This is a genomic window from Pseudoruegeria sp. SK021, assembly GCF_002119405.1.
Lineage (GTDB): Bacteria > Pseudomonadota > Alphaproteobacteria > Rhodobacterales > Rhodobacteraceae > Meridianimarinicoccus.
In genome coordinates this window covers 97862-119572 of sequence record NZ_MTBG01000007.1, presented here as the reverse complement: position 1 = coordinate 119572, position 21711 = coordinate 97862, and the positions used below count along the sequence as shown (strand labels likewise).

26 protein-coding genes and 1 pseudogene are annotated in these 21711 nt (G+C 60.1%); 17 read left to right on the top strand and 10 right to left on the bottom strand.

Annotation, left to right across the window (positions count from 1 at the left end):
• On the top strand, positions 1 to 511 hold a 511-nt coding region (locus tag BV911_RS07075), incomplete at its 5' end, for an IS1634 family transposase (RefSeq protein WP_139840050.1).
• Positions 512 to 1003: 492 nt separating this feature from the next.
• Here the strand turns inward: BV911_RS07075 and BV911_RS07070 are convergent.
• Together BV911_RS07070 and BV911_RS07065 are read right to left on the bottom strand one after the other, a co-directional pair.
• Complete coding sequence (locus BV911_RS07070; RefSeq protein WP_086052897.1) at positions 1004 to 1378, bottom strand: hypothetical protein; 375 nt, start codon at positions 1376 to 1378, stop codon at positions 1004 to 1006.
• Complete coding sequence (locus BV911_RS07065; protein ID WP_168184009.1) at positions 1375 to 2346, bottom strand: plasmid recombination protein; 972 nt, start codon at positions 2344 to 2346, stop codon at positions 1375 to 1377. The genes BV911_RS07070 and BV911_RS07065 overlap by 4 nt, the downstream gene beginning before the upstream one ends.
• Positions 2347 to 2696: 350 nt before the next feature.
• Here BV911_RS07065 and BV911_RS07060 point away from each other — a divergent pair, with 350 nt between their 5' ends.
• Entirely contained in the window at positions 2697 to 2918 is a 222-nt protein-coding gene (locus BV911_RS07060; RefSeq protein ID WP_168184008.1) for an AlpA family transcriptional regulator, read from the top strand.
• A 58-nt stretch (positions 2919 to 2976) separates the two neighbouring features.
• On the opposite strand, the gene BV911_RS07055 is transcribed toward BV911_RS07060, so the two are convergent.
• The 6 genes and pseudogenes from BV911_RS07055 to BV911_RS07040 all read right to left on the bottom strand — a co-directional run bounded on the left by BV911_RS07055 (position 2977) and on the right by BV911_RS07040 (position 5267).
• Entirely contained in the window at positions 2977 to 3372 is a 396-nt protein-coding gene (locus tag BV911_RS07055) for a hypothetical protein (RefSeq protein WP_168184007.1), read from the bottom strand.
• A 43-nt stretch (positions 3373 to 3415) separates the two neighbouring features.
• Positions 3416 to 3670 carry a hypothetical protein gene (locus tag BV911_RS07050; protein WP_086052893.1) on the bottom strand — a complete coding sequence of 85 codons (255 nt, stop codon included), beginning with the start codon at positions 3668 to 3670 and terminating at the stop codon, positions 3416 to 3418.
• 35 nt (positions 3671 to 3705) lie between these two features.
• Positions 3706 to 3765 (bottom strand): annotated as a pseudogene (locus BV911_RS20360) (hypothetical protein); the annotation flags it as partial.
• Between the two features lie 9 nt (positions 3766 to 3774).
• Entirely contained in the window at positions 3775 to 4011 is a 237-nt protein-coding gene (locus tag BV911_RS07045; RefSeq protein ID WP_086052892.1) for a hypothetical protein, read from the bottom strand.
• 28 nt (positions 4012 to 4039) lie between these two features.
• Entirely contained in the window at positions 4040 to 4183 is a 144-nt protein-coding gene (locus BV911_RS19150) for an Arm DNA-binding domain-containing protein (RefSeq protein WP_139840048.1), read from the bottom strand.
• A 325-nt stretch (positions 4184 to 4508) separates the two neighbouring features.
• Positions 4509 to 5267 carry an IclR family transcriptional regulator gene (locus BV911_RS07040; protein WP_205963812.1) on the bottom strand — a complete coding sequence of 253 codons (759 nt, stop codon included), beginning with the start codon at positions 5265 to 5267 and terminating at the stop codon, positions 4509 to 4511.
• A gap of 217 nt (positions 5268 to 5484) precedes the next feature.
• Here BV911_RS07040 and BV911_RS07035 point away from each other — a divergent pair, with 217 nt between their 5' ends.
• The 15 genes from BV911_RS07035 (at position 5485) to manD (ending at position 20079) form a co-directional block, all read left to right on the top strand.
• The gene (locus tag BV911_RS07035) at positions 5485 to 6321 is read left to right on the top strand and encodes a cyclase family protein (protein ID WP_205963811.1); all 837 of its coding nucleotides are present in this window, start codon (positions 5485 to 5487) and stop codon (positions 6319 to 6321) included.
• A gap of 71 nt (positions 6322 to 6392) precedes the next feature.
• Entirely contained in the window at positions 6393 to 6737 is a 345-nt protein-coding gene (locus BV911_RS07030; protein WP_086052890.1) for a cupin domain-containing protein, read from the top strand.
• Positions 6738 to 6761: 24 nt separating this feature from the next.
• Positions 6762 to 7550 (top strand): SDR family NAD(P)-dependent oxidoreductase, encoded by a 789-nt coding sequence (locus BV911_RS07025; RefSeq protein WP_240512175.1) that lies wholly within the window; start codon positions 6762 to 6764, stop codon positions 7548 to 7550.
• Positions 7551 to 7553: 3 nt separating this feature from the next.
• The gene (locus BV911_RS07020; RefSeq protein WP_086052888.1) at positions 7554 to 8480 is read left to right on the top strand and encodes a 3-hydroxyacyl-CoA dehydrogenase family protein; all 927 of its coding nucleotides are present in this window, start codon (positions 7554 to 7556) and stop codon (positions 8478 to 8480) included.
• A 44-nt stretch (positions 8481 to 8524) separates the two neighbouring features.
• The gene (locus tag BV911_RS07015; RefSeq protein WP_086052887.1) at positions 8525 to 9799 is read left to right on the top strand and encodes an ABC transporter substrate-binding protein; all 1275 of its coding nucleotides are present in this window, start codon (positions 8525 to 8527) and stop codon (positions 9797 to 9799) included.
• Positions 9800 to 9854: 55 nt separating this feature from the next.
• Positions 9855 to 10583, top strand: a complete 729-nt coding sequence (locus tag BV911_RS07010) for an ABC transporter ATP-binding protein (RefSeq protein ID WP_086052886.1) — start codon at positions 9855 to 9857, stop codon at positions 10581 to 10583.
• Entirely contained in the window at positions 10576 to 11283 is a 708-nt protein-coding gene (locus tag BV911_RS07005) for an ABC transporter ATP-binding protein (RefSeq protein WP_086052885.1), read from the top strand. The genes BV911_RS07010 and BV911_RS07005 overlap by 8 nt, the downstream gene beginning before the upstream one ends.
• A gap of 1 nt (position 11284) precedes the next feature.
• Positions 11285 to 12148, top strand: coding sequence for a branched-chain amino acid ABC transporter permease (locus tag BV911_RS07000; protein ID WP_086052884.1), 864 nt, complete (start codon positions 11285 to 11287; stop codon positions 12146 to 12148).
• Positions 12145 to 13185: a branched-chain amino acid ABC transporter permease gene (locus BV911_RS06995; protein ID WP_086052883.1), complete on the top strand. Its 1041-nt coding sequence runs from the start codon at positions 12145 to 12147 to the stop codon at positions 13183 to 13185. The genes BV911_RS07000 and BV911_RS06995 overlap by 4 nt, the downstream gene beginning before the upstream one ends.
• Positions 13186 to 13187: 2 nt before the next feature.
• Positions 13188 to 14123, top strand: a complete 936-nt coding sequence (locus tag BV911_RS06990) for a 3-keto-5-aminohexanoate cleavage protein (protein WP_086052882.1) — start codon at positions 13188 to 13190, stop codon at positions 14121 to 14123.
• A 36-nt stretch (positions 14124 to 14159) separates the two neighbouring features.
• The gene (dctP, locus tag BV911_RS06985; RefSeq protein WP_086052881.1) at positions 14160 to 15167 is read left to right on the top strand and encodes a TRAP transporter substrate-binding protein DctP; all 1008 of its coding nucleotides are present in this window, start codon (positions 14160 to 14162) and stop codon (positions 15165 to 15167) included.
• A gap of 33 nt (positions 15168 to 15200) precedes the next feature.
• On the top strand, positions 15201 to 15698 hold the full coding sequence (locus BV911_RS06980; protein WP_086052880.1) for a TRAP transporter small permease: 498 nt from the start codon (positions 15201 to 15203) through the stop codon (positions 15696 to 15698).
• Entirely contained in the window at positions 15698 to 16993 is a 1296-nt protein-coding gene (locus BV911_RS06975; RefSeq protein ID WP_086052879.1) for a TRAP transporter large permease, read from the top strand. Before BV911_RS06980 ends, BV911_RS06975 begins: the two co-directional genes overlap by 1 nt.
• A gap of 4 nt (positions 16994 to 16997) precedes the next feature.
• Positions 16998 to 18599 (top strand): alkaline phosphatase family protein, encoded by a 1602-nt coding sequence (locus tag BV911_RS06970; protein WP_086052878.1) that lies wholly within the window; start codon positions 16998 to 17000, stop codon positions 18597 to 18599.
• Between the two features lie 253 nt (positions 18600 to 18852).
• Positions 18853 to 20079, top strand: a complete 1227-nt coding sequence (gene manD / locus BV911_RS06965) for a D-mannonate dehydratase ManD (protein WP_086052877.1) — start codon at positions 18853 to 18855, stop codon at positions 20077 to 20079.
• 320 nt (positions 20080 to 20399) lie between these two features.
• On the opposite strand, the gene BV911_RS06960 is transcribed toward manD, so the two are convergent.
• A complete protein-coding gene (locus BV911_RS06960; protein WP_086052876.1) occupies positions 20400 to 21281 on the bottom strand; it encodes an NAD(P)-dependent oxidoreductase in 882 nt (293 codons plus the stop codon).
• Between the two features lie 38 nt (positions 21282 to 21319).
• Positions 21320 to 21652, bottom strand: a complete 333-nt coding sequence (locus BV911_RS06955) for a cupin domain-containing protein (RefSeq protein WP_086052875.1) — start codon at positions 21650 to 21652, stop codon at positions 21320 to 21322.
• Positions 21653 to 21711 lie beyond the last annotated feature (59 nt).

The window sequence follows — 21711 nt, the reverse complement described above, 5'->3', positions numbered from 1 at the left end:
CGCCTACAGCCGCTTCACCCGCGCCGTGGCCGAGGCTGAGCTGACCCGTTTCCTCAAGGCAGATCTGCAGGCCGACCGGTTCAGCTGGAGCGTCGACGATGACGCCATCGCCCGGGCGGAACTCTTCGATGGCAAACTCGCGCTGATCACCAACGCCACCGACCTCACACCTGAGGACGCCGTCGCCCGATACAAGGCACTCGCCGACATCGAGCGCGGCTTCCGGGTGTTGAAATCCGATATCGAGATCGCGCCCGTCCATCACCGGTTACCCGATCGCATTCGCGCCCACGCGCTGATCTGCTTCCTCGCCCTCGTGCTCTACCGGATCATGCGCATGCGCCTGAAGGCCAGCGGTCATTCCGCGAGCCCCCGCACCGCGCTCGACCTGCTCGCCCGCATTCATCGCCATGACGCCAAGATCGCGGACCGCAAGCTCGAAGGCATCACCACCCCAAGCCCTCAACAACTGGAGCTATTCGACACCCTGAATCTGCCAAAACCCGCCTGATCATGCTCGTGTAGTTACATTTTGGCCCATTCGGCTATAACGATATCAATTACTTACTCGTTTTGCTGTCGAACTTGGGGTGTCTGATTGCTGCAAACCGTTGACTCATTTCAAAGCCGACATTGGCGCTGCCGCAGCGAATGACCACAAAGTCCGGCTCTGCCGTCACTCGTCCTTCGAAAATGCTGCGCCGTGATTGAATGGCCGGTCTCGTGAAGCTGCAACGCGGCATCCAATCGGCATGCCAATTTCCGGACAGGGCCGATCACACCGTCCAGTATTTCCTACGGTGCCGACTTTGGAGAGATCGATATCAGGGTACAGCCGATCCTCGTGTCCGGTAACGCGAAGGTTGCCCCTCTCGCCAGAGTCGAGAGGGCGAGACTTGAATAGCTGTGAGCCCGATGAGGCCCGCTATGCGAGTCTTGCTGCAGTTGCCGCCCCACGCCGCCCCCGCGGGCCCGCTCCCCGCCCGATCCTTGGTGTGTCGGATCACCCCAATCCGCCGGGGCCATCCCGGTGCAGTTCTTCCCCTTCCTCTCTCGCGGTTTCGGTCAGGTCGTCGCGCCTCAGCCAAGCCTGCACCCGCTCCATCATCCGGTCCAGAGCGCTGCTGCGGGTTTCGGTTTCGTGGATCCTTCGCACCAGCCGCACTGCGCCTTCCATCAAGCGGTCCCGCAGCGGCTTTGGGGCGGCCCAAACAACTGGGAGTTTATCCAGGCGGACCTTGCCGGTGTTCGGGTCAACACGCATGGTGCCAGTCGCGATCTCCCCCACGACGCTTTCCACGGCCTTGATCCCGGCCACGCATTCTTCCTGCAACGTCCTTGCCTGATCGATTGCCTGAAGCGCCCGTTGTTTTGTCACCTTGGCCTCAGCCCGCTTTGTCGCGGCGTCCGCCCGATCTGCATCCACGTTCTTCCGTTCTTGAGCGACGCGATCTCGTCTTGCGCCAGCTTGTGCTGTCTGCCTGCCAGCGCTTCCTGCGCTGCAGCGAGGTCCTGCTGGCTCTGCGCCGTCCGGGCCGCGACCTCTGCCATCTCCTCCTCCTTTTTGGACGAGCGGGCCGCATAGACCTGCAGCCTCTTCTCCTCCTTTTCGTTGAGCGCGCTTTTTCTGGTCAGTTTCTCCATGTGACGCCGTGTGTTCGCGGCAGACTCTTCCAGTTCTGAGGCCTCGCGCCGAAGTGCCTCGAGACGGGCCTCCTTTTCCGCGATTTCTTCGGGCAGGTCCCGGTGCAACTGCTTCACACTGCGATGCAACGTGTCAGCAAAATCCGCCCCGGCCGCCAGACGATCCGTCTTGCGGTGATCCCGCTGGATGCCGGGATGGTAGCGCTGCATGACCTCCGCCGCGATGTCCTGAAGTTCGCTCTTCGTGCGCTTGCCGGTGATATTGCTGACCGGGTGGCCGTCGTCAGTATAGGACCGGATCATGAAATGCGTGTGGAGCGTGGTCTCGTCGAGGTGAACGACCAGAGATTCAAGGCAGGTATTTAGTCGGACCGCAATGGCCTGCGCCAGTTCCCGGAACGCTGCATCTTGCTGGTCGGGCGTGAGCTCTCCGAACAACTCCGCCGCCTGATGCCCGAAAGTGATGATCCCGGATGTCACAACGGCGTTGGATTTCATCGCCCGTGTCACCCCTCGCTCTTGTCTCAGGGCGGCGTTGTCATCCCAGATTTCGGTCAGCGGGCGCAACTCCAGCAAGCACCGGTTCAGGTCGCTGCGCCTGTCGTCAACGTATTGTGGCTGTGGTCCGATCCTGAAATCATGCCTGTGCTGCCCCCGAGCTTGGCTCATGGTGCGCGCCTTGATGCGGACAGAAACAGCCAAGGGGTTGGCTTTTGCGGATTTTGCCGGTGTTTCGAATATCACATGTTTCATGCGGAAAGACTCGGCGGGATCGGTGAAAATCCAAAACGAAATTGGGGCCGAGTTTTCCCGGAATGACCGAAGGTTTGGCGGTATCGTTTAACCTACTAGGCGTAACACTGCCCTCCGGGTCACTGTTACGCCTTTCCGGCGAAGGGGGATCGCTGCGCCCCCCTTTCGAAACCCCCAGACTCGCTATCCGGAACCATTCCCGGTTCTCCCAAACTTTGGGGATAACCTCCTGTTCTGATTGGTGAAACACCGGGTGTTCAACATATGACTCCTACGGCATGACCATAGGAGGTTTCGATATGCCCTTTGACACTGAACAGAAATTCCGCCTGATCGACCGCTGGGCGGTCATCGATATGCTTGGCATCAGCGAGTCCACGCTGGAACGGCTGATGGTCAACGACGAGCGGTTTCCGCAGCCGCGCCGCCTCGGCACGCGCAGCATCCGCTGGCTCCAGCACGAGGTCGAGGGCTACATCCGTGGCCTGGAGCTCGTGGACTACTTCTCCGGAAATGACTGACCTGCAGACGGCCCGGTCCTATGCCCTGCGGCTGGGTCCAGGCCGCCCGCAGGGTCGGCTACAGCTGGTCGCGCAAGCGCGGCGGCATCTGGCCACCCGTCAAGTAGTCGGCCCAGTCCTGCATCACCGGGCGCCGCTCTTCGAGCAGGTCGTCGCGCATGTCGGCCTGCACCAGCTGATCCTTCTCGTGCGACAACGCGGTTTCCATAACGTCATGGGGATAGCTGCCGGTTTTGCGCATCCACGTCCGGAACGTTGTCCGCATCCCATGCCCGGTGATCGCGGGATCGAACAGCTTGAACTCCCGCAAAGCGCGGTTCTCGTCCAGCACCCCGGACTTGTTGCGGGGACGGGCAAAGACGCATTTCTCATCCCCCGTCAGAAGGCGCATGTTCTCGAAGATCACGGCCAGCTGATCGCTGATCGGGACGCGATGCGCACGCCGTCGTTTCATGTGTTCGCCCTGGCTGGTCCAGATCCGCGAGGCGACATCGAGATCACCCCCATTCGAGCAGCCGCATCTCCTTGGTGCGCTTGCCGCTCAGAACCATCGCCATCATCACGTGGCGCACGTCTTCCTCGACATCGTGCCGCAGCAGCCATGCCCAGAGCTCAGGCGCGCGGGGCCAGTCCAGCGCGGGCTGGTGGCGGGTCTCTTTGATCACGCGGCCAAAGGCGATCTGCTGATTGAAGTCGGCCGGGTTGGCCCCAACATGCTCCAGCAGTCGGGCCAGTTCAAAGACCTCTCGCACCGGCCCAGCGTCCGCTTGGCGGTCTCATGCTTGAGCCGCCAGATCGGGTCAAAGACAGCGATCACATGGCGTTGCTTGATCTCGTCGAGCGGCATCCTTCTCAGTTATTGGAACACGTAGGTCGTGAGCGTGGTCCAGTTCTGCTGGATGGGCTTGCCGTTGGACAGCCCCTGCTTCGTACGGTCAAACCAGACCTTGGCGAAATCGCGAAACAGCGGCACCTGCGGACCCGGTTCAGGCAGATCGGGCGTCAGTGCCGCCCCTATCAAGCGTGGCGTATCAGGGTCGAGAATTGCGGCCCGCTTCAACGCCGCCCGCACCCGCGCATCGCGCAAAGACATCTCCGGGTAACCGCCAAGGCTGATCCATTCAGCTGCGCCCCGCGCAGGTCATGCGCAACTGAAAGATCTTGCTGCCGCCTTTGTTGAGGCGCACATACAACCCATTGCCATCCGACAGACGCATGGGCGATTTTCCATACTGCGCAGCTTCGATCTGCTTCACCGTCAACATACTTGTTTCTCCTGCGCCCGAGCGCCAGAACAGGGTGCAAAACGGCATTGGCCTGCCACAGAGCAAGCTGGGGCCGCATGACGGCATCAGGAATAAAAACTATATGAATACAGAGCTTTGCGAGGCAACCTGTGGGGGTTTACGGGGGCGACTGAGCCCCATTCTCCGCATTCTGTCCCTCCGCCATACACCCTGTGTATCGCATGACGACCAGTCCCAGAAAGTATTCCGCCGACACCCTGACCACCATCGCATCTGCGACGGGCAGCGCGTGATATAGGGGCGCTGACAGGCTGCTCACCGACGCTGCCATGCGGCTGACCTGTTATTGAACCGCTGTTCCAAAGACGTCGGCCACGTTTTTTCTGGCCCGCAGGAGCGCGCCTTTAACATCCTCACGTACCTCGGGAAATCGTGTGGACGGCACCGGAACCGAGATCGCGTAGTAACTGCCGCTCCAATCTTGAAACGCGAAGCCAATCGCAGAGATCCCCTGACTGTGTTCGTCGGTATCATAGGCTAGCCCGGTTTGGCGGATGATGGCCAGAAGTGCCCGCAGATCAGCCAAATCCCCATGCTGCCCACTGCGGCGCCATTCTTGGGTCGCAAGCTGCAAGGCGTCACTTTCAGGCATCATCGCAAGGCAGGCGCGGCCATTGGCGGTCGACGTCAGCGGGAACACGTCCCCGACGGACGAGACCGTGCGCAACCGATGCAGGCCGGGCACCTGATCGAGGAACACCATCCCCTCGCCGCGCACCACCGCAAGGTCAGTGGTCTCGCCGGTTTGATTCGTGATTTCGGTCAACAGAAGGCGGCACCGTTCGACAATGCTGTAATTGGCGGCCTCGGCCAAGGAACCCAGTTCCGGCCCCAGCCGCAAGCCGCCCCCCGAAGGATCACTGATGATCAGCCCTTCGGTCGCCAATGCGCCGGTGATTCTTTGCACGGTGGATCGGGGCAGACTGACGGCCGCAGCGATCTGGCCAAGGCTCAGCCCTGAGCGGTGATCTTTCAGAACCCGCAGGATGGCCGCAGCGCGGGCGATGACCTGAATGCCGGACCGATCTGTTTTCTCTACCATGTCAACCATTCACGTCTGGGCCTCTGTTTGCAGGAACACGTCTTTGTTTGAGATTTCTTACCTTATGTACCGCAATGCGGTGCAAAGCAACCATAAGTGAAGTCTTTATTGACCGCGATGCGGTGGGTATGTATCACTATACGGGCTAGAGGGGAGGAGCTTCTCTGCAATTTCAGGACGCAAAGACGCCTTTCGGGCGAACAAGGGGATGTATCCAATGGTCAAAGTGCGCGGGATCGAGTTTCAGGGAAACACCGACAATGACATGGGGCTCGAGTTCTATAATCTAAGCCACCGCTTCGGCTTTCAGAACCCGAACTGGCCGTATTTTCAGGACACGAAAATCGAGCGGATCCATTACATGGCCAAATCCGGTGTGCTGAGCCAACGCATCACCACAACCATGCATGCCACCACCCATATCGACGCCCCTGCACATGTGGTTCAGGGCACGCCGTTTATCGATGAAGTGCCGCTGCCACATTTCTTTGGCACCGGCATCGTGGTCAGCTTGCCCAAAAAGAAATGGGAGCCGATCACCGGCGAGGATCTGGAAAAGGCATGTGGCCATGTCATCCGCAAAAACGATGTCCTGATCATCAATACCGGCTGGCATCACGACTACGAGGACGGTGATTATTTCGCCTATTGCCCCGGCTTCGTGGAAACGGCCGGCGAATGGATGGTCGAAAAAGGCATCAAGGTTGTCGGCCACGATACGCAGGCCAATGACCACCCGCTGGCCACCGCGATCGGCCCACAGCGCAACGGTCCGCTGCTGCCGCATCTGGAAGAAGAGTACAAGGAATGGTCCGGCGGCGTGGATTGGAAAGACGCCTTCCCGAAATGGGAACCGGTGCACCAGATCCTGTTCAAGAATGGCATTCTCGGCATCGAAAACGTCGGCGGCGATCTGGATGCGGTTACCGGAAAACGTTGCACCTTCGCGTTCTTCCCATGGAACTGGGACCGTGGCGATGGCTGCATCATCCGGCTCGTGGCGATGATCGACAAAAGCCAGAACTTCCGCATCGACGACGGCGCCGAGTTCTAAAGACCCGTTGACCGGCCGCCCGAGGAGGGGTGGCCGGTCTTCCAACCGGGGTGATCAAGGGAGGAGATACCATGCACCTGAAGCGATTTCAGGACGCACAGCCATACAACGCTGTGAACCATTTCGGCTGTCACGGTCTGCGGTTACAGGGTTTTGAGGACAACGGTCCAAAGAACCAGTGGATCGGCTTCAGTCAGTTTCTGCCCGGTGGCGGCGCAGGGCCGGATTCAACCCCGTTCGAGAAGGTCTATATCGTTCTTGAGGGCGAAATGACCGTGATCGTCGACGGCGTCGAAACCGTTCTGCGCAAGTACGACAGCTGCACCATCCCCCCGATAGAAGTGCGCAAGATCGAGAACCGCAGCAACGATGTCTGCAAGATGCTCGTCGTTATCCCCTACCCCTCGACAACCTGAACGGAGGCCAAAGACATGACTGCAATGGCAAACCCCCTTTCCATGTTCGAGGTGAAAGATCAGGTGGCGCTGATCACTGGCGCCTCTGGGGCCTTCGGCATGGTCGCGGCCCGAATTCTGGCAGGCGCTGGCTGTAAGCTGGTTCTGGTCGCAGGCAACCAAGCCGCCCTCACGGATATCGCGGAAGTATGCCGCGGCATGGGGGCCGAGGTCACGGCGATCAACACCCGCCCCACCGACGAAGACATCTGCGCCGATCTGGTGGCACAGGCGATCGCGGCCTATGGCAAGCTCGACATTCTGGTTGTGGCGTCGGGCATGAACAAAGTGGCGCTGATCAACGACATGACGCCAGAGACCTTCACCTCGGTCATGGATGCCAACGTCACCCAAAGCTGGCTTTTGGCCCGGGCCGCCGCCGGTCAGATGAAAGCGCAGGGCCATGGCGGCAAGATCGTTCTGGTGTCTTCGGCACGCGGGCTTCTGGGTCATCCGGCAGGCTATACTGCCTATTGCGCCTCAAAGGCGGCGACAGATGGCATGGTCAAGGCGCTTGGCTGTGAACTTGGTGCGACCGGCATTACGGTGAACGCCATTGCGCCGACGGTATTCCGCTCGCCCCTGACCGCTTGGATGTTTGAAGACACCGAAAAGGCTGCGGCAGTGCGCGCCGGATTTCTGGCACGCGTGCCCAAGGGCCGTCTGGGCGAACCCGAAGACCTTGCCGGGCCGCTGCTGTTTCTCGTCTCGAAGGCCAGCGATTTCTACACCGGGCACATTCTATACGCCGATGGCGGCTATACGGCGGGTTGATCCATGGACACGCACCTTCAGATCGCCGTGATCGGCGCCGGGCTAATGGGGCACGGCATTGCCCTGACGCTGGCACGGGCCGGGCACAGTGTCACTCTTACCGACCCGCATGACGACACCCTACACAGCGCCCCTGCCCGCATCTCGGCCAGCCTGAAAGCGTTGGGGGCGTCAGATGCTGAGACCGGCGCAGCGCTGGCAAACGTTACCCTTAGCGCCACGGTCGAGGCGGCAGTGGGTAAAGCGGATGTCGTGTTTGAAGCCGCGCCTGAAAAACTGGCGCTGAAGCAGGCGATCTTTGCTGAGATCGAGGCGTCTGCGCCAGCCGAAGCGATCCTTGCGTCCAACACCTCGGTCATCCAGATCACCAAGATCATGGACGGGCTTTCCGGTCGCCACCGCGCCCTTGGCACCCATTGGTGGAACCCGCCGCACATGATCCCCCTCGTCGAGGTGATCAAGACCGAGTGGACCGACGCCGCTGTGGCCGATCGGATGCTGGCACTGCTGGCTGACGCCGGCAAGACGCCGGTGATGGTCGAAAAGGATGTGCCGGGGTTCATTGGCAACCGCCTGCAACACGCGCTTTGGCGCGAGGCGATCAGTCTGGTCGAAAACGGAATCTGTGATGCCGCCGCTGTCGATACGGTCATCAAATCCAGTTTTGGCCGCAGACTGGCAGTGCTTGGCCCGCTAGAGAACGCCGATCTCGTCGGCACGGACCTGACGCTGGATATTCATGAGAACGTCCTGTTCGACCTTGAAAGCCGACAAGGCCCCTCGCCCTATTTGCAACAGCTTGTCACGGAGGGACGGCTGGGCATGAAATCAGGGGAAGGGTTCCGCACATGGACCCCGGAAGAGGCCGATGAGGTTCGTGCCCGGGTCGCGCGACACTTGACCCGGCTTGAAGGGATTCTGCACGACTAACGCAGGCACCGCCACAAGGTGCCACTTTCTGGGAGGAGAGAGAGATGAAGATAACATATCCATCGCGCCGCAGCTTTTTAACCGGGGCAACCGCCCTGATCGCCGCCCCGGCGATCCTGCGCAGCACACGCGCCTATGCCGCTACCCCGACCCTGCGCATCGGCCATGTCAGTCCGCGCACAGGCCCGCTGGCGGGCTTCGCCGAGGCGGACGATTACGTCCTCAGCGCCATTCAAGAGGCCTTTGCCGCCGGACTGGACAATAACGGCAAGACCTGGACGGTCGAGATCATCTCGAAGGACAGCCAGTCGAACCCGAACCGCGCCGCCGAGGTGGCCGCGGACCTGATCCTTGGTGATGAGGTTGATATCATCGTTGCCGCCTCAACCCCCGATACGGTGAACCCGGTCGCGGATCAGGCCGAGATTAACGACGTACCCTGCCTCACCACGGATTGCCCGTGGCAGCCTTATTTCTTTGGCCGCAACGGCATTCCGGGCGAAGGATTCCGGTCTACCTATCACTTCTTCTGGGGTCTTGAGGATGTCATCGGCGCGTTCCTTGATATGTGGGACGGATCGGGCGTGCCTAAGACGGTCGGCGGCCTGTTCCCGAACGACGCCGACGGCAACGCATGGGGCGACGCCGAGCTTGGCTTGCCGACACCGCTGGCAGCGGCGGGCTATACGCTGATCGATCCGGGCCGGTATCAGCCATTGTCGGATGATTTCAGCAACCAGATCGCGGCATTCAAGGCGGCTGGATGTGAGATTGTCACCGGCAACATGATCCCGCCGGACTTTGCCACCTTCTGGAGCCAGGCAGCCCAGCAAGGCTTCAACCCCAAGATTGTCACCATCGGCAAGGCGCTGTTGTTCCCATCGGTCATCGACAGCCTTGGGGCCCGGGGCAATGGCCTGTCGTCTGAAGTCTGGTGGTCGCCGAACCATCCGTTCGCGTCGTCGCTGACCGGGGCCAGTGCCCGGGAATTGGCGGAGGGATATACGCTCGCGACGGGGCGGCCTTGGACCCAACCCATCGGGTTCAAACACGCGCTGTTTGAAGTGGTGGCCGACGTGATCCAACGCGCCTCTGATCTGGAAGACCCCGAAGCCATCGTCGAGGCGATTGCCACGACCAACCTCAACACCATTGTCGGGAACGTGGATTGGGCAACCGGTCCGATCAACAACGTCACAAAGACCCCGCTGGTGGCTGGACAATGGCAAAATGACGGCGACGGTTTCGATCTGAAGATCGTGGCGAACGCCTTGGCCCCTGAGATCCCGCTGACCGGTGAATTGGTCCTGCTCAACTGATCGTCGGCGGGCACCGGCCGTTCCGGTGCCCGCGTCACAACCTCCGAGGACCGAAATGTCGACGATTTTGAAATTGGACAACGTGGCCAAGTCCTTCGGCGCGGTCACCGTTGCGGACAATCAAAGTTTTACCTTGGCGCAAGGCGAAGCGCTGGGCGTGATCGGACCGAACGGTGCGGGCAAGACCTCCATGTTCAACCTGATTACCGGCACGTTGATGCCCGACAGTGGCCGGGTGCAGTTCGATGGCCGCGATGTCACCGGCCAATCGGCCGCTACCCGCAGCCGCGCCGGGATCGCGCGCAGCTTTCAGGTGCCGCAACCGTTCTCTGGCCTGACGGTATTCGAGAACGCGATGGTGGCCGCAACGCAGGCGGCGGGCCTCTCCGGCGCGGCGGCAGAGCGCCTTTGCCTTGAGGTGCTGGACCAGACCGAGCTGTTGGCCAAAGCCAATACGCTGGCCGGCAAACTGACGCTGCTTGATCGCAAGCGGCTGGAAATGACCCGGGCGCTTTGTGCCAAGCCCAAGCTGCTGTTGCTGGATGAAATCGCCGGCGGACTGACCGAGGCGGAATGCACATCGCTGGTCCGCACCATCAAAGACATTCACGCATCCGGCGTGTCGATCATCTGGATCGAGCATGTGGTGCATGCCTTGCTGGCGGTTGTCGATCGGCTGATCGTTATCGATTTCGGCAAGAAGATCGCCGAGGGCGATCCCAAAACTGTCATGGCCAGCCGCGACGTGCAGGAAATCTATCTGGGGATTGAAATTGATGCCTGAGCCCATTCTCGACATCCGTGGGCTGGATGCCCATTACGGCGATTTTCAGGCGCTCTATGGGCTGAACCTGACACTTGCCCCCGGCGAGGTGCTGGCGATCATCGGATCGAACGGCGCGGGCAAGACCACATTGCTGCGCTCGATCTCAGGCCTGATGTCCAACGGGGCAGCGCAAATCCGGTATCGCGGCACGCCCATTGGTGCGTTGCGGGCCGATCAGGTGGCCAGTCTTGGCATCGCCCTTGTCCCCGAAGGCCGGCAGCTTTTCCCGTCACTGTCGGTCGAGGAAAACCTGCTGATCGGTGGGCGCGTCAAACGGGCTGGCCCGTGGTCCTTGTCCAAAGTCTATGAGTTGTTTCCGATCTTGCAAGACCGGCGGCATCAGGCCTCAACCTCGTTGTCCGGCGGGCAGCAACAGATGGTGGCTATCGGTCGGGCGCTGATGGCCAATCCGGACCTGATCCTGTTCGACGAGATCAGCCTTGGCCTTGCGCCGATTATCATCCGGGACATTTACGCCGCCCTGCCCGGCATCGTTGGCGGCGGTATGAGCGCGGTCATCGTCGAGCAAGACATCAGCAAGGCGTTGTCGGTATCGAGCCGCGTCTATTGCCTGCAAGAAGGCCGAGTCTCGCTGGAAGGTGACTCTGCAACTGTATCGCGCGACGACATCAGTCGCGCCTATTTCGGGATCGCATGACATGGACTGGGTAAACGCTGTCATTCAAGGGGCATTGCTGGGCGGGCTCTATGCGTTGTTTGCCGCCGGGTTGTCGCTGATCTTTGGGGTCATGCGACTGGTCAATATTGCTCATGGCGATCTGATCGTTATGGCGGCCTATCTTGGGCTGACCACCTCGGTCGCGCTTGGCGTGCATCCGCTTCTGGCGCTTGTGCTGGTGATCCCAATGATGGCCGCCATTGGCTATGTCCTGCAACGGGGCATCCTGAACCACACGCTGGGCGATGATCTTTTGCCGCCGCTTCTGGTTACGTTCGGTCTGTCGGTCATCATCCAAAACGTGCTTTTGGAAGGCTATTCCGCCGATCCGCAAAAGATGAACGGCGGCGCCTTGGAAACGGCCAGCGTGTCGGTCGGAAGCTTGTCGCTGGGCCTGCTGCCGATCTTGACATTCGTTGTCGCTGTCGGGGTGATCGCCGGATTGCAGTGGATGTTCTACCACACCGCGCTTGGTCGGTCGTTCCGGGCGGTTTCTGACAATCAGGACATCGCCCAACTGATGGGGCTGAACAAACGGCACATCTTTGGTCTGGCCATGGCACTGGCGCTGGCAGTCACCGCGATTGGCGGGATTTTTCTGGGTATCCGCACCAGCTTTGATCCGTCCATCGGCGGCGGGCGGCTAATCTTCGGGTTTGAAGCGGTGATCATCGGCGGCCTTGGCAATCTGTGGGGCACGTTGGCGGGTGGCGTCATCTTGGGGGTCGCGCAGACCGTCGGGGCCAAGATCGATCCCGGCTGGCAAATATTGGCGGGCCACATCGTCTTTCTTCTGATCCTTGCGGTGCGTCCCAATGGTCTGTTCCCACGGGTGTCGGCATGAGCGTGCAAGGCTATCGCGTCACGCGCGGATCCAACGCCTCCCGGTTGGCGGGGCTGCTTGGCCTGATCATCCTGCTGATCCTGATCGCCGCCCCGTGGTGGGCAGGCCGCGCCGATATGCGCTTGATGGGTGAGGTATTCTTGTATCTCGCGCTGGCAAGCTTGTGGAACCTGATGGCCGGATATGCCGGATTGGTGTCCGTAGGCCAGCAGGCCTATGTCGGGTTCGGCGGCTACATGTTGTTCGCGTTGACGATCTTTGGCGGGTTAAACCCGGTGGTAGCAATTGCGATTGCGGGCCTGTTGGGGGCGGCGATCTCGGTTCCGGTGGCGGCACTGATCTTTCGGTTGCGCGGGGCCTATTTCGCCATCGGCACATGGGTGATGGCCGAGGTTTTCCGCCTGAGCTTTGCCCAAGTGTCCGCGCTTGGCGGCGGATCCGGGACGTCGTTGCCCGCAAACATCGTTCGCGCCATGGCCGATGGCCGCGACGCGCGTGAGGCGCTAAGCTATTGGCTGGCACTGGGCATGGCCGTTCTGGTGGTCGCCGCGGTCTACCTGTTTCTGCGGTCGCGCAACGGGCTTGCCCTGACCGCGATCCGTGACAACGAACTGGCGGCGCGCAGCCTTGGTATCGACATCTTCCGCACCAAGTTTCTGGTCTATATCGTGACCTCTGCGATGACCGCCATGGTCGGCGCGTTGATCTTTCTGCAAAAGCTTCGGATCTCGCCCGACGCCGCATTCAGCGTCAATGACTGGACCGCGTTCGTGATCTTTATCGTCGTCATCGGCGGCATTGGCACCATTGAGGGTCCGATCATCGGCACCTTGGTGTTCTTTGCCCTGCGCGAGACGCTGGCCGATCTCGGGACGATCTATCTGATGGTTCTGGGGCTGGTCGCCATCGTGATCATGCTGAAGGCGCCCAAGGGCATCTGGGGCCTGATCAAAGACCGGTTCAACCTTCAACTCTTTCCGCTCGGGTATCGCGTTGTGCGCCCCGACAGCACCCGCGACGACCAAAAAGGAGCCTGACCATGGCACGCCAGAAAACAATCATCACCTGCGCAATCACCGGGGCCATTCATACCCCAACGATGTCAGACTCCCTGCCCTATACCTATGATGACATCGCCAAACAGGCGATTGAGGCTGCCGAGGCTGGCGCGTCGATCTTGCACCTGCACGCACGCAATCCTGAGACCGGCGCGCCTTCGGTCGATATCGCGGATTTCTCGCCCTTCTTGCCACGGGTCAAACAGGCGACCGATGCGGTGATCAACATCTCGACCGGGGGTTCGCTTAGTCTGTCGATTCAGGATCGGATCACCCCGGCAAAAACCTTCAGCCCTGAAATGTGTTCGCTGAACATGGGGTCAATGAATTTTTCGTTCCATCCGCTTGCCAACCGCTACAGCGACGACGATTGGAAGTTTGACTGGGAAAAGGATTACGTCAAGAATTCGGACGGCAACATCTTCCGCAATACGTTCCGCGACATCAAGGAAGCCGCCGATACGCTGGCCCCGCATGACATCAAGTTCGAACATGAATGCTATGATGTCGGCCATCTCTATAACCTGAAATTCTGCATGGATATCGGGCTGTTCAAAGCCCCGGTCTTTATCCAGTTCATCTTTGGCATTCTTGGTGGCATTGGCCCTGAGGTCGACAATTTGGTCTTCATGAAGCGCACCGCCGACCGGCTGTTCGGCACCGATTATCGCTGGTCGGTGCTGGGTGCAGGCGGCGCGCAAATGCCGCTTGCCACCACCGCCAGCCAGATGGGCGGCAATGTGCGGGTCGGGCTGGAAGACAGCCTGTTTCTGTCGCGGGGCAAACTGGCTGAAAGCAACGCAGCGCAGGTCACCAAGATCCGCCGGATTGTCGAAGACCTTGGCTGCGAGGTCGCAACCCCAGACGAAGCCCGCGACATCCTTGCGCTGAAGGGCGGCGATCGCGTGGCGTTCTAAGCATCAACGTTCCACATCTCTGGGAGGAGAACACCAATGACACTGAGAACAACTGTTGCGATCGCTGCGCTTCTGGTCGGCGCAAACACCGCTTCGGCCAATACCCGCCTGTTGGTCAATTGCTTTTGGCCGTCGAGCCATTTTGCCTGTAGCGAAATCCTGCCCGGTTGGCTGGATGAGGTTGAGCGGGTGACCGATGGCCGGGTGAAGGGCAACATCCCGCCCAATTCGGTTGCGCCGCCACCGGATCAACTGTCCTCGGTGGAAAATGGCATCGTCGATGTGGCCGTGCAGTTTAACGGCTTGATCGCCAATCGCGTACAAGGCCCACTGGTGGCGATGCAGCCGTTCATCGGCACACATGACGCCGAGCAGATGTCCCGGGCGCTGTGGGCAACCAACCGCGCCTATTTCCCGGACGAGTTTGACAGCGTGCAGTTGCTGTCGCAGTTCGTGATTTCACCGGGCGAGTTGTACAGCCAGACCTCGGCGCCGATTACGTCGATTGCGGATCTGACGGCGCGCAAGATGTGGGCGCTGCCGGGGCCATTGGCCGAGATCCTCAAGCAACTGGGGTCCGGTGTCGTCTCGACCCCGGCGGTTGCGGCAAGCGAGATCATCTCGCGCGGGGTGGTCGACGGCCATATCGGGCTGGACCCGCAGGCGCTTCAGGCGTTCCAGTTGATGCCCTACACCAAATCCAACACCGCATTTGAGGCTGCGGTTTACACCACGTCCTTCTCAGTGGTGATGAACGCCAATACCTGGGCCAGCATTTCCCCCGAAGATCAAGAAGCGATCATGAGCATCTCCGGCGACGTGTTGGGCGCATCTTTCGGGGCGCGCTGGAACGCCGCCGCCGCCGTGGCCGAGGCGGCCTATCCAGAGGCTGGATTGACCGTGGTTCAGGCGGACCCGGCATTTGAGGCCGCTCTGGTCGATGCGTCTGCTTTCGTCACCGAAGGCTGGATTGCGGATGCAACCGCGACCGGCATCGATGCGCAAGCCGCGTTGGGTTTCTACCAAGCGCAACTGGCCGAGTGATCGTCCGTTTCCCCAGTTAGATGGAGTAAGATCATGGCGGCAATTATCCTGACCCGCATCGTTCAAACACTCGAAGTCCTTGCGAGTCTGGTGCTTGCCGGCATGATGCTTCTCACCTTTGTCGATGTGGTCGGCAGATATGTGTTCGGCGCGCCGATCTTTGGCGCAACTGAAATGATCAGCACCATGCTGGCGCTGGTGATTTTTCTTGGCCTTGGACTTGCCAATGCCCAAGATAAGCACGTGGTGGTTGAACTGGTCGATGGCAGGGTGCGCCAGCTTGCGCCCCGCCTGTATGACATCCTCGTACAGGGCTTTTCGATCCTGACCATGTGCCTGATCGTCTATGTCCTGTTCAACCAGGCCAGTGAAGCGGCCCACCGCGGATCGACAACCATCGTTCTAGAATGGCCGCTGCCATGGATTTCAGGCAGTGTCGCCGCCTTAGCTGCGCTTAGTGTCCTGTGTCAGGTTCTGGGCCTGATTGTCGGCAAACCACCCTCCTCAGACCCAACCCCGGAGACCCTTTAATGGCTATCGCGCTGGTGGGCTTCGCCCTGCTGCTCACCCTGTGTTTCTTGGGGTTTCGTGTCGGATTTGCGACCCTTATCGTTGGCTTTCTTGGTTTTGCCTATATCCGCGGCATTGGGCCATCGCTGGCCATGGTCGGTCAGCAGGTCTTTCACGACAGCATGAACTACAATCTCAGCGTGATCCCGCTATTCATTCTGATGGGCGTGTTCATTGTCCATGCCCGGATCAGCAGCGATCTTTATGATGCGGCTTATGGCGCACTTGGGCGGTTTCGCGGCGGGCTCGCGCTGGCCACGGTGCTGGCGGCGGGCGGGTTTTCGTCGGTCTGCGGATCAACGCTGGCCACCGCGGCCACTATGGCCAAGGTCGCAATGCCGCCCATGCGCCACTATAAATATTCCGATCAGCTTGCGGCGGGGACTATTGCCGCTGGCGGCACGTTGGGGATCATGATCCCGCCCTCTGTGCCACTGGTGATCTATGGGTTGATCGCCGAGCAGGATATCGGTCTGCTGTTCATCGCCGGGATTTTGCCGGGACTGTTGCTGGTCACCTTGTTCATGATCGCGGTCGGGATCACCGTGCGCCGCAACCCGGCCTCCGCTCCGCCAGCCCCGCCGCTGGATGCCGCACGGCACAAGCAAGCGGTGCGCGGCACCATGCCGGTTTTGATCCTGTTTCTGGTGGTTCTGGGCGGGATTTACACCGGAGCCTTCACGGCGACCGAGGCCGCCGGGATCGGGTCATTCGGCGCGGCGGTGATTGCCTTCCTACGCGGCCATATGCGCAGTCTGGCCGAATGGCGCGCCTGCCTTGTCGATGCCACAACCACCACCGCGACGATCTTTATCGTGCTGCTTGGCGCCATCGTGTTTTCACAATTCATCAACCTGTCGGGCCTGCCCTATGATCTGTTGGACCTTGTCGATGCGTGGCAGATGTCGCCGTTCCATCTGGTGCTGTTTGTCTGCCTGATCGCGATCGTTATGGGCATGGTCTTTGAATCGATTGGCATTCTGGTCTTGTTGGTGCCGGTGTTCCTGCCTGCACTGTCGATCAGCGGCGTCGATATGATCTGGTTCGGGATCCTTGTGGTTCTGGTGTCCGAGATTGGCCTGATCACGCCGCCCATCGGGATGAATGTCTTTGTGGTCAAATCGGTGCTGCCGGATGTGCGGCTTGGCGCGATTTTCAATGGCGTTTTGCCTTATATTGGCGCGCTGGTTCTGGCGCTGTTAATGGTTCTGATGCTGCCCGGCATTGCGACCTTCCTTCCGGGTCTGATGAGGTAATCCCATGACCAAGATCAAGATCAAGAATATCCTGTTCATCATGGCAGACCAACTGCGCTGGGATTATCTGGGGTGCTATGGTCATCCGCACTTGAAGACGCCCAATATCGACAAGCTGGCAGCGAAAGGCCTGCGCTTTGACCGGGCCTTTGTGCAATCGCCGGTCTGCGGGCCGTCGCGGGCGTCGTGCTACACTGGGCGTACTGCGTTCAGCCACGGCGCGACATGGAACCGGGTGCCGCTGCCCATCGGCGAGCTGACCCTTGGGGATTATCTGCGGCCCTTGGGCATGCGCACTGCTGTGGTCGGAAAGACCCATATGATGCCGGATCGGGACGCGATGGCGCGGCTGGGCATCGACCCTAAGACCGAGATCGGCATGATCGTCAGTCAGCCCGGGTTCGAATCCTATGAGCGGGATGACGGCCTGCATCCGACGCCGCTGTTGCGGAACAAGGGCGGCAAGCTGCGCTATAACGATTGGCTGCGCGACCACGGCTATTGCGGCGAAAACCCTTGGAACGATTATGCCAATTCGGCAGAAGGCCCGGACGGCGCGTTGTTGTCTGGCTGGCACCTGCAACATTCAAACCGTCCGGCCCGGGTCAAGGAAGAGCATTCCGAGACCGCCTATATGACCGACCGCGCCCTCGAATTTATTGCCGAGACCGGCGAGCAGCCTTGGCTCTGTCACCTTAGTTATATCAAGCCGCATTGGCCCTATATGGCCCCGGCCCCCTATCATGACATGTATGGCCCCGAGACGTTCCTGCCCGTCCACCGCGACGAGGCCGAGCGCCGGAATCCAAACCCGGTCTACGCTGCCTTCATGGACATGGAGGTCAGCCAGACCTTTTCGATGGACGGCGCCCGTGACGTGGTGATGCCGGCCTATATGGGCATGATCACCCAGATCGACGATCATTTGGGCCGCGTGTTTGCCATGTTGGAAGAGACCGGCAAGGATCAAGAGACCATGATCGTCTTTACCTCGGATCATGGTGACTACTTGGGCGACCACTGGATGGGCGAAAAAGAACTGTTCCACGAAGCCTCGGTTCGGGTGCCGCTGATCATCTATGATCCCCGCCCTGAAGCCGACGCAACCCGCGGCACCGCCACCGACGCCTTGGTCGAAGCCATCGATCTTGTCCCGACGTTCCTTGATGCCACTGGCGCGCCGCCGGCGGATCACCGTCTCGAAGGCCGGTCCCTGATGCCCCTGATCTGCGGCGAGACACCGGCAGATTGGCGCGATTCGGTGTTTTCGGAAATCGACTACGCTTTCTACGCCGTGCGCGAGGCGTTGGACGTCGGCCCATCTGATGCCCGGGCCTACATGCTGCGGAGCGCGCGATGGAAATACGTTTATTTCCGGGGGTTCCCGCCACAATTGTTCGATCTGGAGGCCGATCCTGACGAGTTCTGCGATCTGGGCCGCGATCCGGCCTATGACGGCGTGCGCAACCAGATGCAATCGGCGCTTCTTGATCGGCTGACGGGGCGCAAAAACCGAGTTTCCATGACCGACGCCGCTGTCTTTGCCATGCGCCGGGACGAAGATAATTCAGGCATCATGATTGGCAAATGGGGTCCAAGCCTGTGACCCCCTGACGAGGCCGGGATGTGTACGATGGGACCCGGCGAACTTCCCGGTTGCCAAACCATGCGGCATCGCTATGGATACTAGTATCCTAAGCAATGTCCATCCGAGGGAGTCGTTCAGGGACCGTCCCGTTTTCCGCCACTGGATCGCAAGACCGGCACCGGAATGGTCCTGTCTGCACGGATCCGACCCGCATTGGCCGAAGGCAGACCCCAAGCGCCCGTACCGCCCTCTTTCAACAGAAAGCACTCCCATGAAAATTACCGATGCAAAAGTGTTCGTCGGCGGGCCCGGCAAAAACTATGTGACCCTGAAAATCATGACGGATCAGGGCATTTATGGCTTGGGCGATGCGACGCTGAACAACCGTGAAACCCTGCCGGCCACCTATCTTCAAGAGTATCTGATCCCGGCGCTGATCGGGATGGACCCACGCAACAGCGAAGACATCTGGCAATACCTCTATCGCGGCGCCTATTTCCGCCGTGGTCCAATCGCGATGGCCGCCTATGGTGCCATCGACATGGCGCTGTGGGACATCAAGGGCAAGCTGGCGAATATGCCCCTGTATCAGCTCTTTGGTGGCAAAAGCCGCGAGGGCGCGATGGTCTATGCCCATGCGACCGGCTCTGATCTGGAAGACCTGATGGACAGCATCGCCCATTATGTCGAACAAGGCTACAAGGCGGTTCGGGTCCAATGTGGCATTCCCGGCATGCCCAGTGCAAGCTACGCCGTTCCAGAGAAACCCGGTGAGGGAAAGCATTACATCAGCGATTTCAGCGGCATTCGGCCCAAGGTCGAAACGTGGGATAGTGGCCGATACATGCGGTATATGCCCGGCGCACTGGCCGAGATCCGTGCACGCTTTGGCCCGGACCTGAACATTCTGCACGACGTGCATCATCGCCTGCTGCCGCGCGAAGCCGCCGAGTTTGCCAAAGCGGTCGAACCGGTCGGTCTGTACTGGCTGGAGGACCCGACCCCCGCCGACGATCAGGACGCCCTGAAATTCCTGCGCCAGCATTCCACCGTTCCCATCGCCATTGGTGAGGTGTTCAATTCGATCTGGGATTGTAACAAGCTGATTGAAAACGAACTAATCGATTTCATTCGCGTCGCCGTCACCTATGCGGGCGGCATCACCCACGTCAAACGCATCGTCGAACTGGCGGGCCTGCATCATGTGCGCACCGGGTTCCACGGCGCACCCAGCCATTCGCCGCTGTGCATGGCGGCGCAAGCCCACTTGAACGCATGGGCGCCGAATTTTGGCATTCAGGAATATCTTGTTCTGGGCACGCCCGAATGTGACGCCCTGTTCCCCTCTGAGCACCGCATGGAAAATGGCATGGTCTATGTCAGCGATGCGCCGGGTCTGGGCGTGGATTTCGACGAAAAAGAAGTGGCGCGGTATTCCTATAAACCCGGCAGCCATCCGATCGTCCGATTGGAAGATGGCACGCTTTGGAACTACTGAAACCAGACCCACGATAAGGCGGTTGTTAGCGGCAGGGGCATCCCTGCCCTTCGCCAAGCCCCGGCAACGCCAAGCCGGGGCCTTCCGGGCATTTCCTATGGGGCGCGTTCGCCCATAACTCCCCGCTGCGCATGACGCATCGGTGGATGTGCTGGCTCATTCTGTGCGTGGTGATCTGCCAAAGGCCGCAGAAAGACCATAGGCCCCGAAGATCACCGGGGCCAACTTAGGTTTTTGATGCAATCAGACGAAAATCTGACTGCGGCTGGCCTGGGTGCCCGCGCCCGTCATCGGTTCGACGTGCGGCGCGGGCATCAGACTTACTTTTCGAGCTTCAGGAAATAATCAAAAATTTCCGGGACGTTGCCGTCACCCAGTCCGGCCTCAACAGCGGCCTGAAGGTTGTGCGATGTGCCCTCGGCAATCTCGGCCCGTGTGCCCAGATCCTCGGCCATCTTGAGGAAATAGCCCAAGTCCTTGTTGGCGTTGTTGATCGAGAAGCCCAGATTGCTGACCCCATCCACGGCGTAATTCTTACAGAACCCCATGAAGGGCGAATTCGACGGACCGGTCGACATGATGTCGAACAACTGCTGGCGATCAACGCCGGCGCGCTCGGCCACGGCAAAGGCTTGGCTCATCGCGCAAACGGTGGTCATGCCCATGAAATTGTTGATCAACTTGGTCGTGTGACCGGCACCCAGAGCGCCGAGGTAGAAGATGTTCTCGCCCTGATCTTCAAGCACGGGCTTGACCTTTTCGAAGGTCTCTTTGTCACCGCCAACCATGATGTTGAGCAGGCCGTCCGTCGCATGCGCAGGCGTGCGTCCCAAAGGCGCGTCCAGCATGCCGACGCCTTTCTTGGCCAAGTCGGCGCCAATCTTGCGGGTCGAGGCCGGGATCGACGTGCCGAAATCGATCAGGGTCATGCCGTCCTTAAAGCCCGCCAGAAGCCCGTCATCGGCATAGACGACCTTTTCGACGACTTCGGACTTGGTGAGGCACAGCATCACGATGTCGCTGACCTCGGCCAGTTCTTTGGCCGATGCGGCTTCGCGTGTGTTGCCACGGTCGGTGGCAGCCTTCACGGCGTCCTTGTTCAGGTCCATGACGACCAGTTCGTAGCCCTTCTTCTGAAGGTTTTCTACCATGTTGGCGCCCATGAGGCCGAGGCCGATAAAGCCGATGACGGGTTTGGTCATGCCGTATTCTCCGTAAATTGTTCTTGAGATGTGTTGGATCAGAGGAAGTCTTCGCGGTGTGGCGTGAAGATATCCAAAAGCGTGCCTGCCTCGAGGCAGGTAGCGCCGTGTTCGATGTTGGGTTGCTTATAAAGCGAGTCGCCGGCGGACACGATGTAGGTGTCGTCGCCAACGGTGAATTCGAACTTACCTGAAATGACATAGGTAATCTGTTCGTGCGGATGGTGGTGACGCGCCGCCACAGTGCCCGTCTCGAAATGGACTTCGACGCACATCGCGTTGTCGTTATAGGCGGCAACCTTCCGTGTCAGTCCGCCCCCGACATCGACAAGCGTATTTTCAGCAGCGGGGAAGTAGTTCTTTACAGTCATTCTTGAATCTCCGGGACGTATTTTGCGGTCAGGCACCGGCCCATGCGGGCCCGTGCCTC

Coding starts and splice junctions, on each gene's coding strand:
- BV911_RS06990 (WP_086052882.1), top strand. CDS start 13,188: ATGGCACGCCAGAAAACAATCATCACCTGCGCAATCACCGGGGCCATT.
- BV911_RS07045 (WP_086052892.1), bottom strand. CDS start 4,011: ATGTCTTTGCGCGATGCGCGGGTGCGGGCGGCGTTGAAGCGGGCCGCA.
- BV911_RS07035 (WP_205963811.1), top strand. CDS start 5,485: ATGGTCAAAGTGCGCGGGATCGAGTTTCAGGGAAACACCGACAATGAC.
- BV911_RS06980 (WP_086052880.1), top strand. CDS start 15,201: ATGGCGGCAATTATCCTGACCCGCATCGTTCAAACACTCGAAGTCCTT.
- BV911_RS07055 (WP_168184007.1), bottom strand. CDS start 3,372: ATGAAACGACGGCGTGCGCATCGCGTCCCGATCAGCGATCAGCTGGCC.
- BV911_RS07020 (WP_086052888.1), top strand. CDS start 7,554: ATGGACACGCACCTTCAGATCGCCGTGATCGGCGCCGGGCTAATGGGG.
- BV911_RS07030 (WP_086052890.1), top strand. CDS start 6,393: ATGCACCTGAAGCGATTTCAGGACGCACAGCCATACAACGCTGTGAAC.
- BV911_RS06995 (WP_086052883.1), top strand. CDS start 12,145: ATGAGCGTGCAAGGCTATCGCGTCACGCGCGGATCCAACGCCTCCCGG.
- BV911_RS07015 (WP_086052887.1), top strand. CDS start 8,525: ATGAAGATAACATATCCATCGCGCCGCAGCTTTTTAACCGGGGCAACC.
- BV911_RS06955 (WP_086052875.1), bottom strand. CDS start 21,652: ATGACTGTAAAGAACTACTTCCCCGCTGCTGAAAATACGCTTGTCGAT.
- BV911_RS07000 (WP_086052884.1), top strand. CDS start 11,285: ATGGACTGGGTAAACGCTGTCATTCAAGGGGCATTGCTGGGCGGGCTC.
- BV911_RS07060 (WP_168184008.1), top strand. CDS start 2,697: ATGCCCTTTGACACTGAACAGAAATTCCGCCTGATCGACCGCTGGGCG.
- BV911_RS07025 (WP_240512175.1), top strand. CDS start 6,762: ATGGCAAACCCCCTTTCCATGTTCGAGGTGAAAGATCAGGTGGCGCTG.
- BV911_RS19150 (WP_139840048.1), bottom strand. CDS start 4,183: ATGTTGACGGTGAAGCAGATCGAAGCTGCGCAGTATGGAAAATCGCCC.
- BV911_RS06970 (WP_086052878.1), top strand. CDS start 16,998: ATGACCAAGATCAAGATCAAGAATATCCTGTTCATCATGGCAGACCAA.
- BV911_RS07005 (WP_086052885.1), top strand. CDS start 10,576: ATGCCTGAGCCCATTCTCGACATCCGTGGGCTGGATGCCCATTACGGC.
- BV911_RS06975 (WP_086052879.1), top strand. CDS start 15,698: ATGGCTATCGCGCTGGTGGGCTTCGCCCTGCTGCTCACCCTGTGTTTC.
- manD (WP_086052877.1), top strand. CDS start 18,853: ATGAAAATTACCGATGCAAAAGTGTTCGTCGGCGGGCCCGGCAAAAAC.
- BV911_RS07040 (WP_205963812.1), bottom strand. CDS start 5,267: ATGGTAGAGAAAACAGATCGGTCCGGCATTCAGGTCATCGCCCGCGCT.
- BV911_RS07010 (WP_086052886.1), top strand. CDS start 9,855: ATGTCGACGATTTTGAAATTGGACAACGTGGCCAAGTCCTTCGGCGCG.
- dctP (WP_086052881.1), top strand. CDS start 14,160: ATGACACTGAGAACAACTGTTGCGATCGCTGCGCTTCTGGTCGGCGCA.
- BV911_RS06960 (WP_086052876.1), bottom strand. CDS start 21,281: ATGACCAAACCCGTCATCGGCTTTATCGGCCTCGGCCTCATGGGCGCC.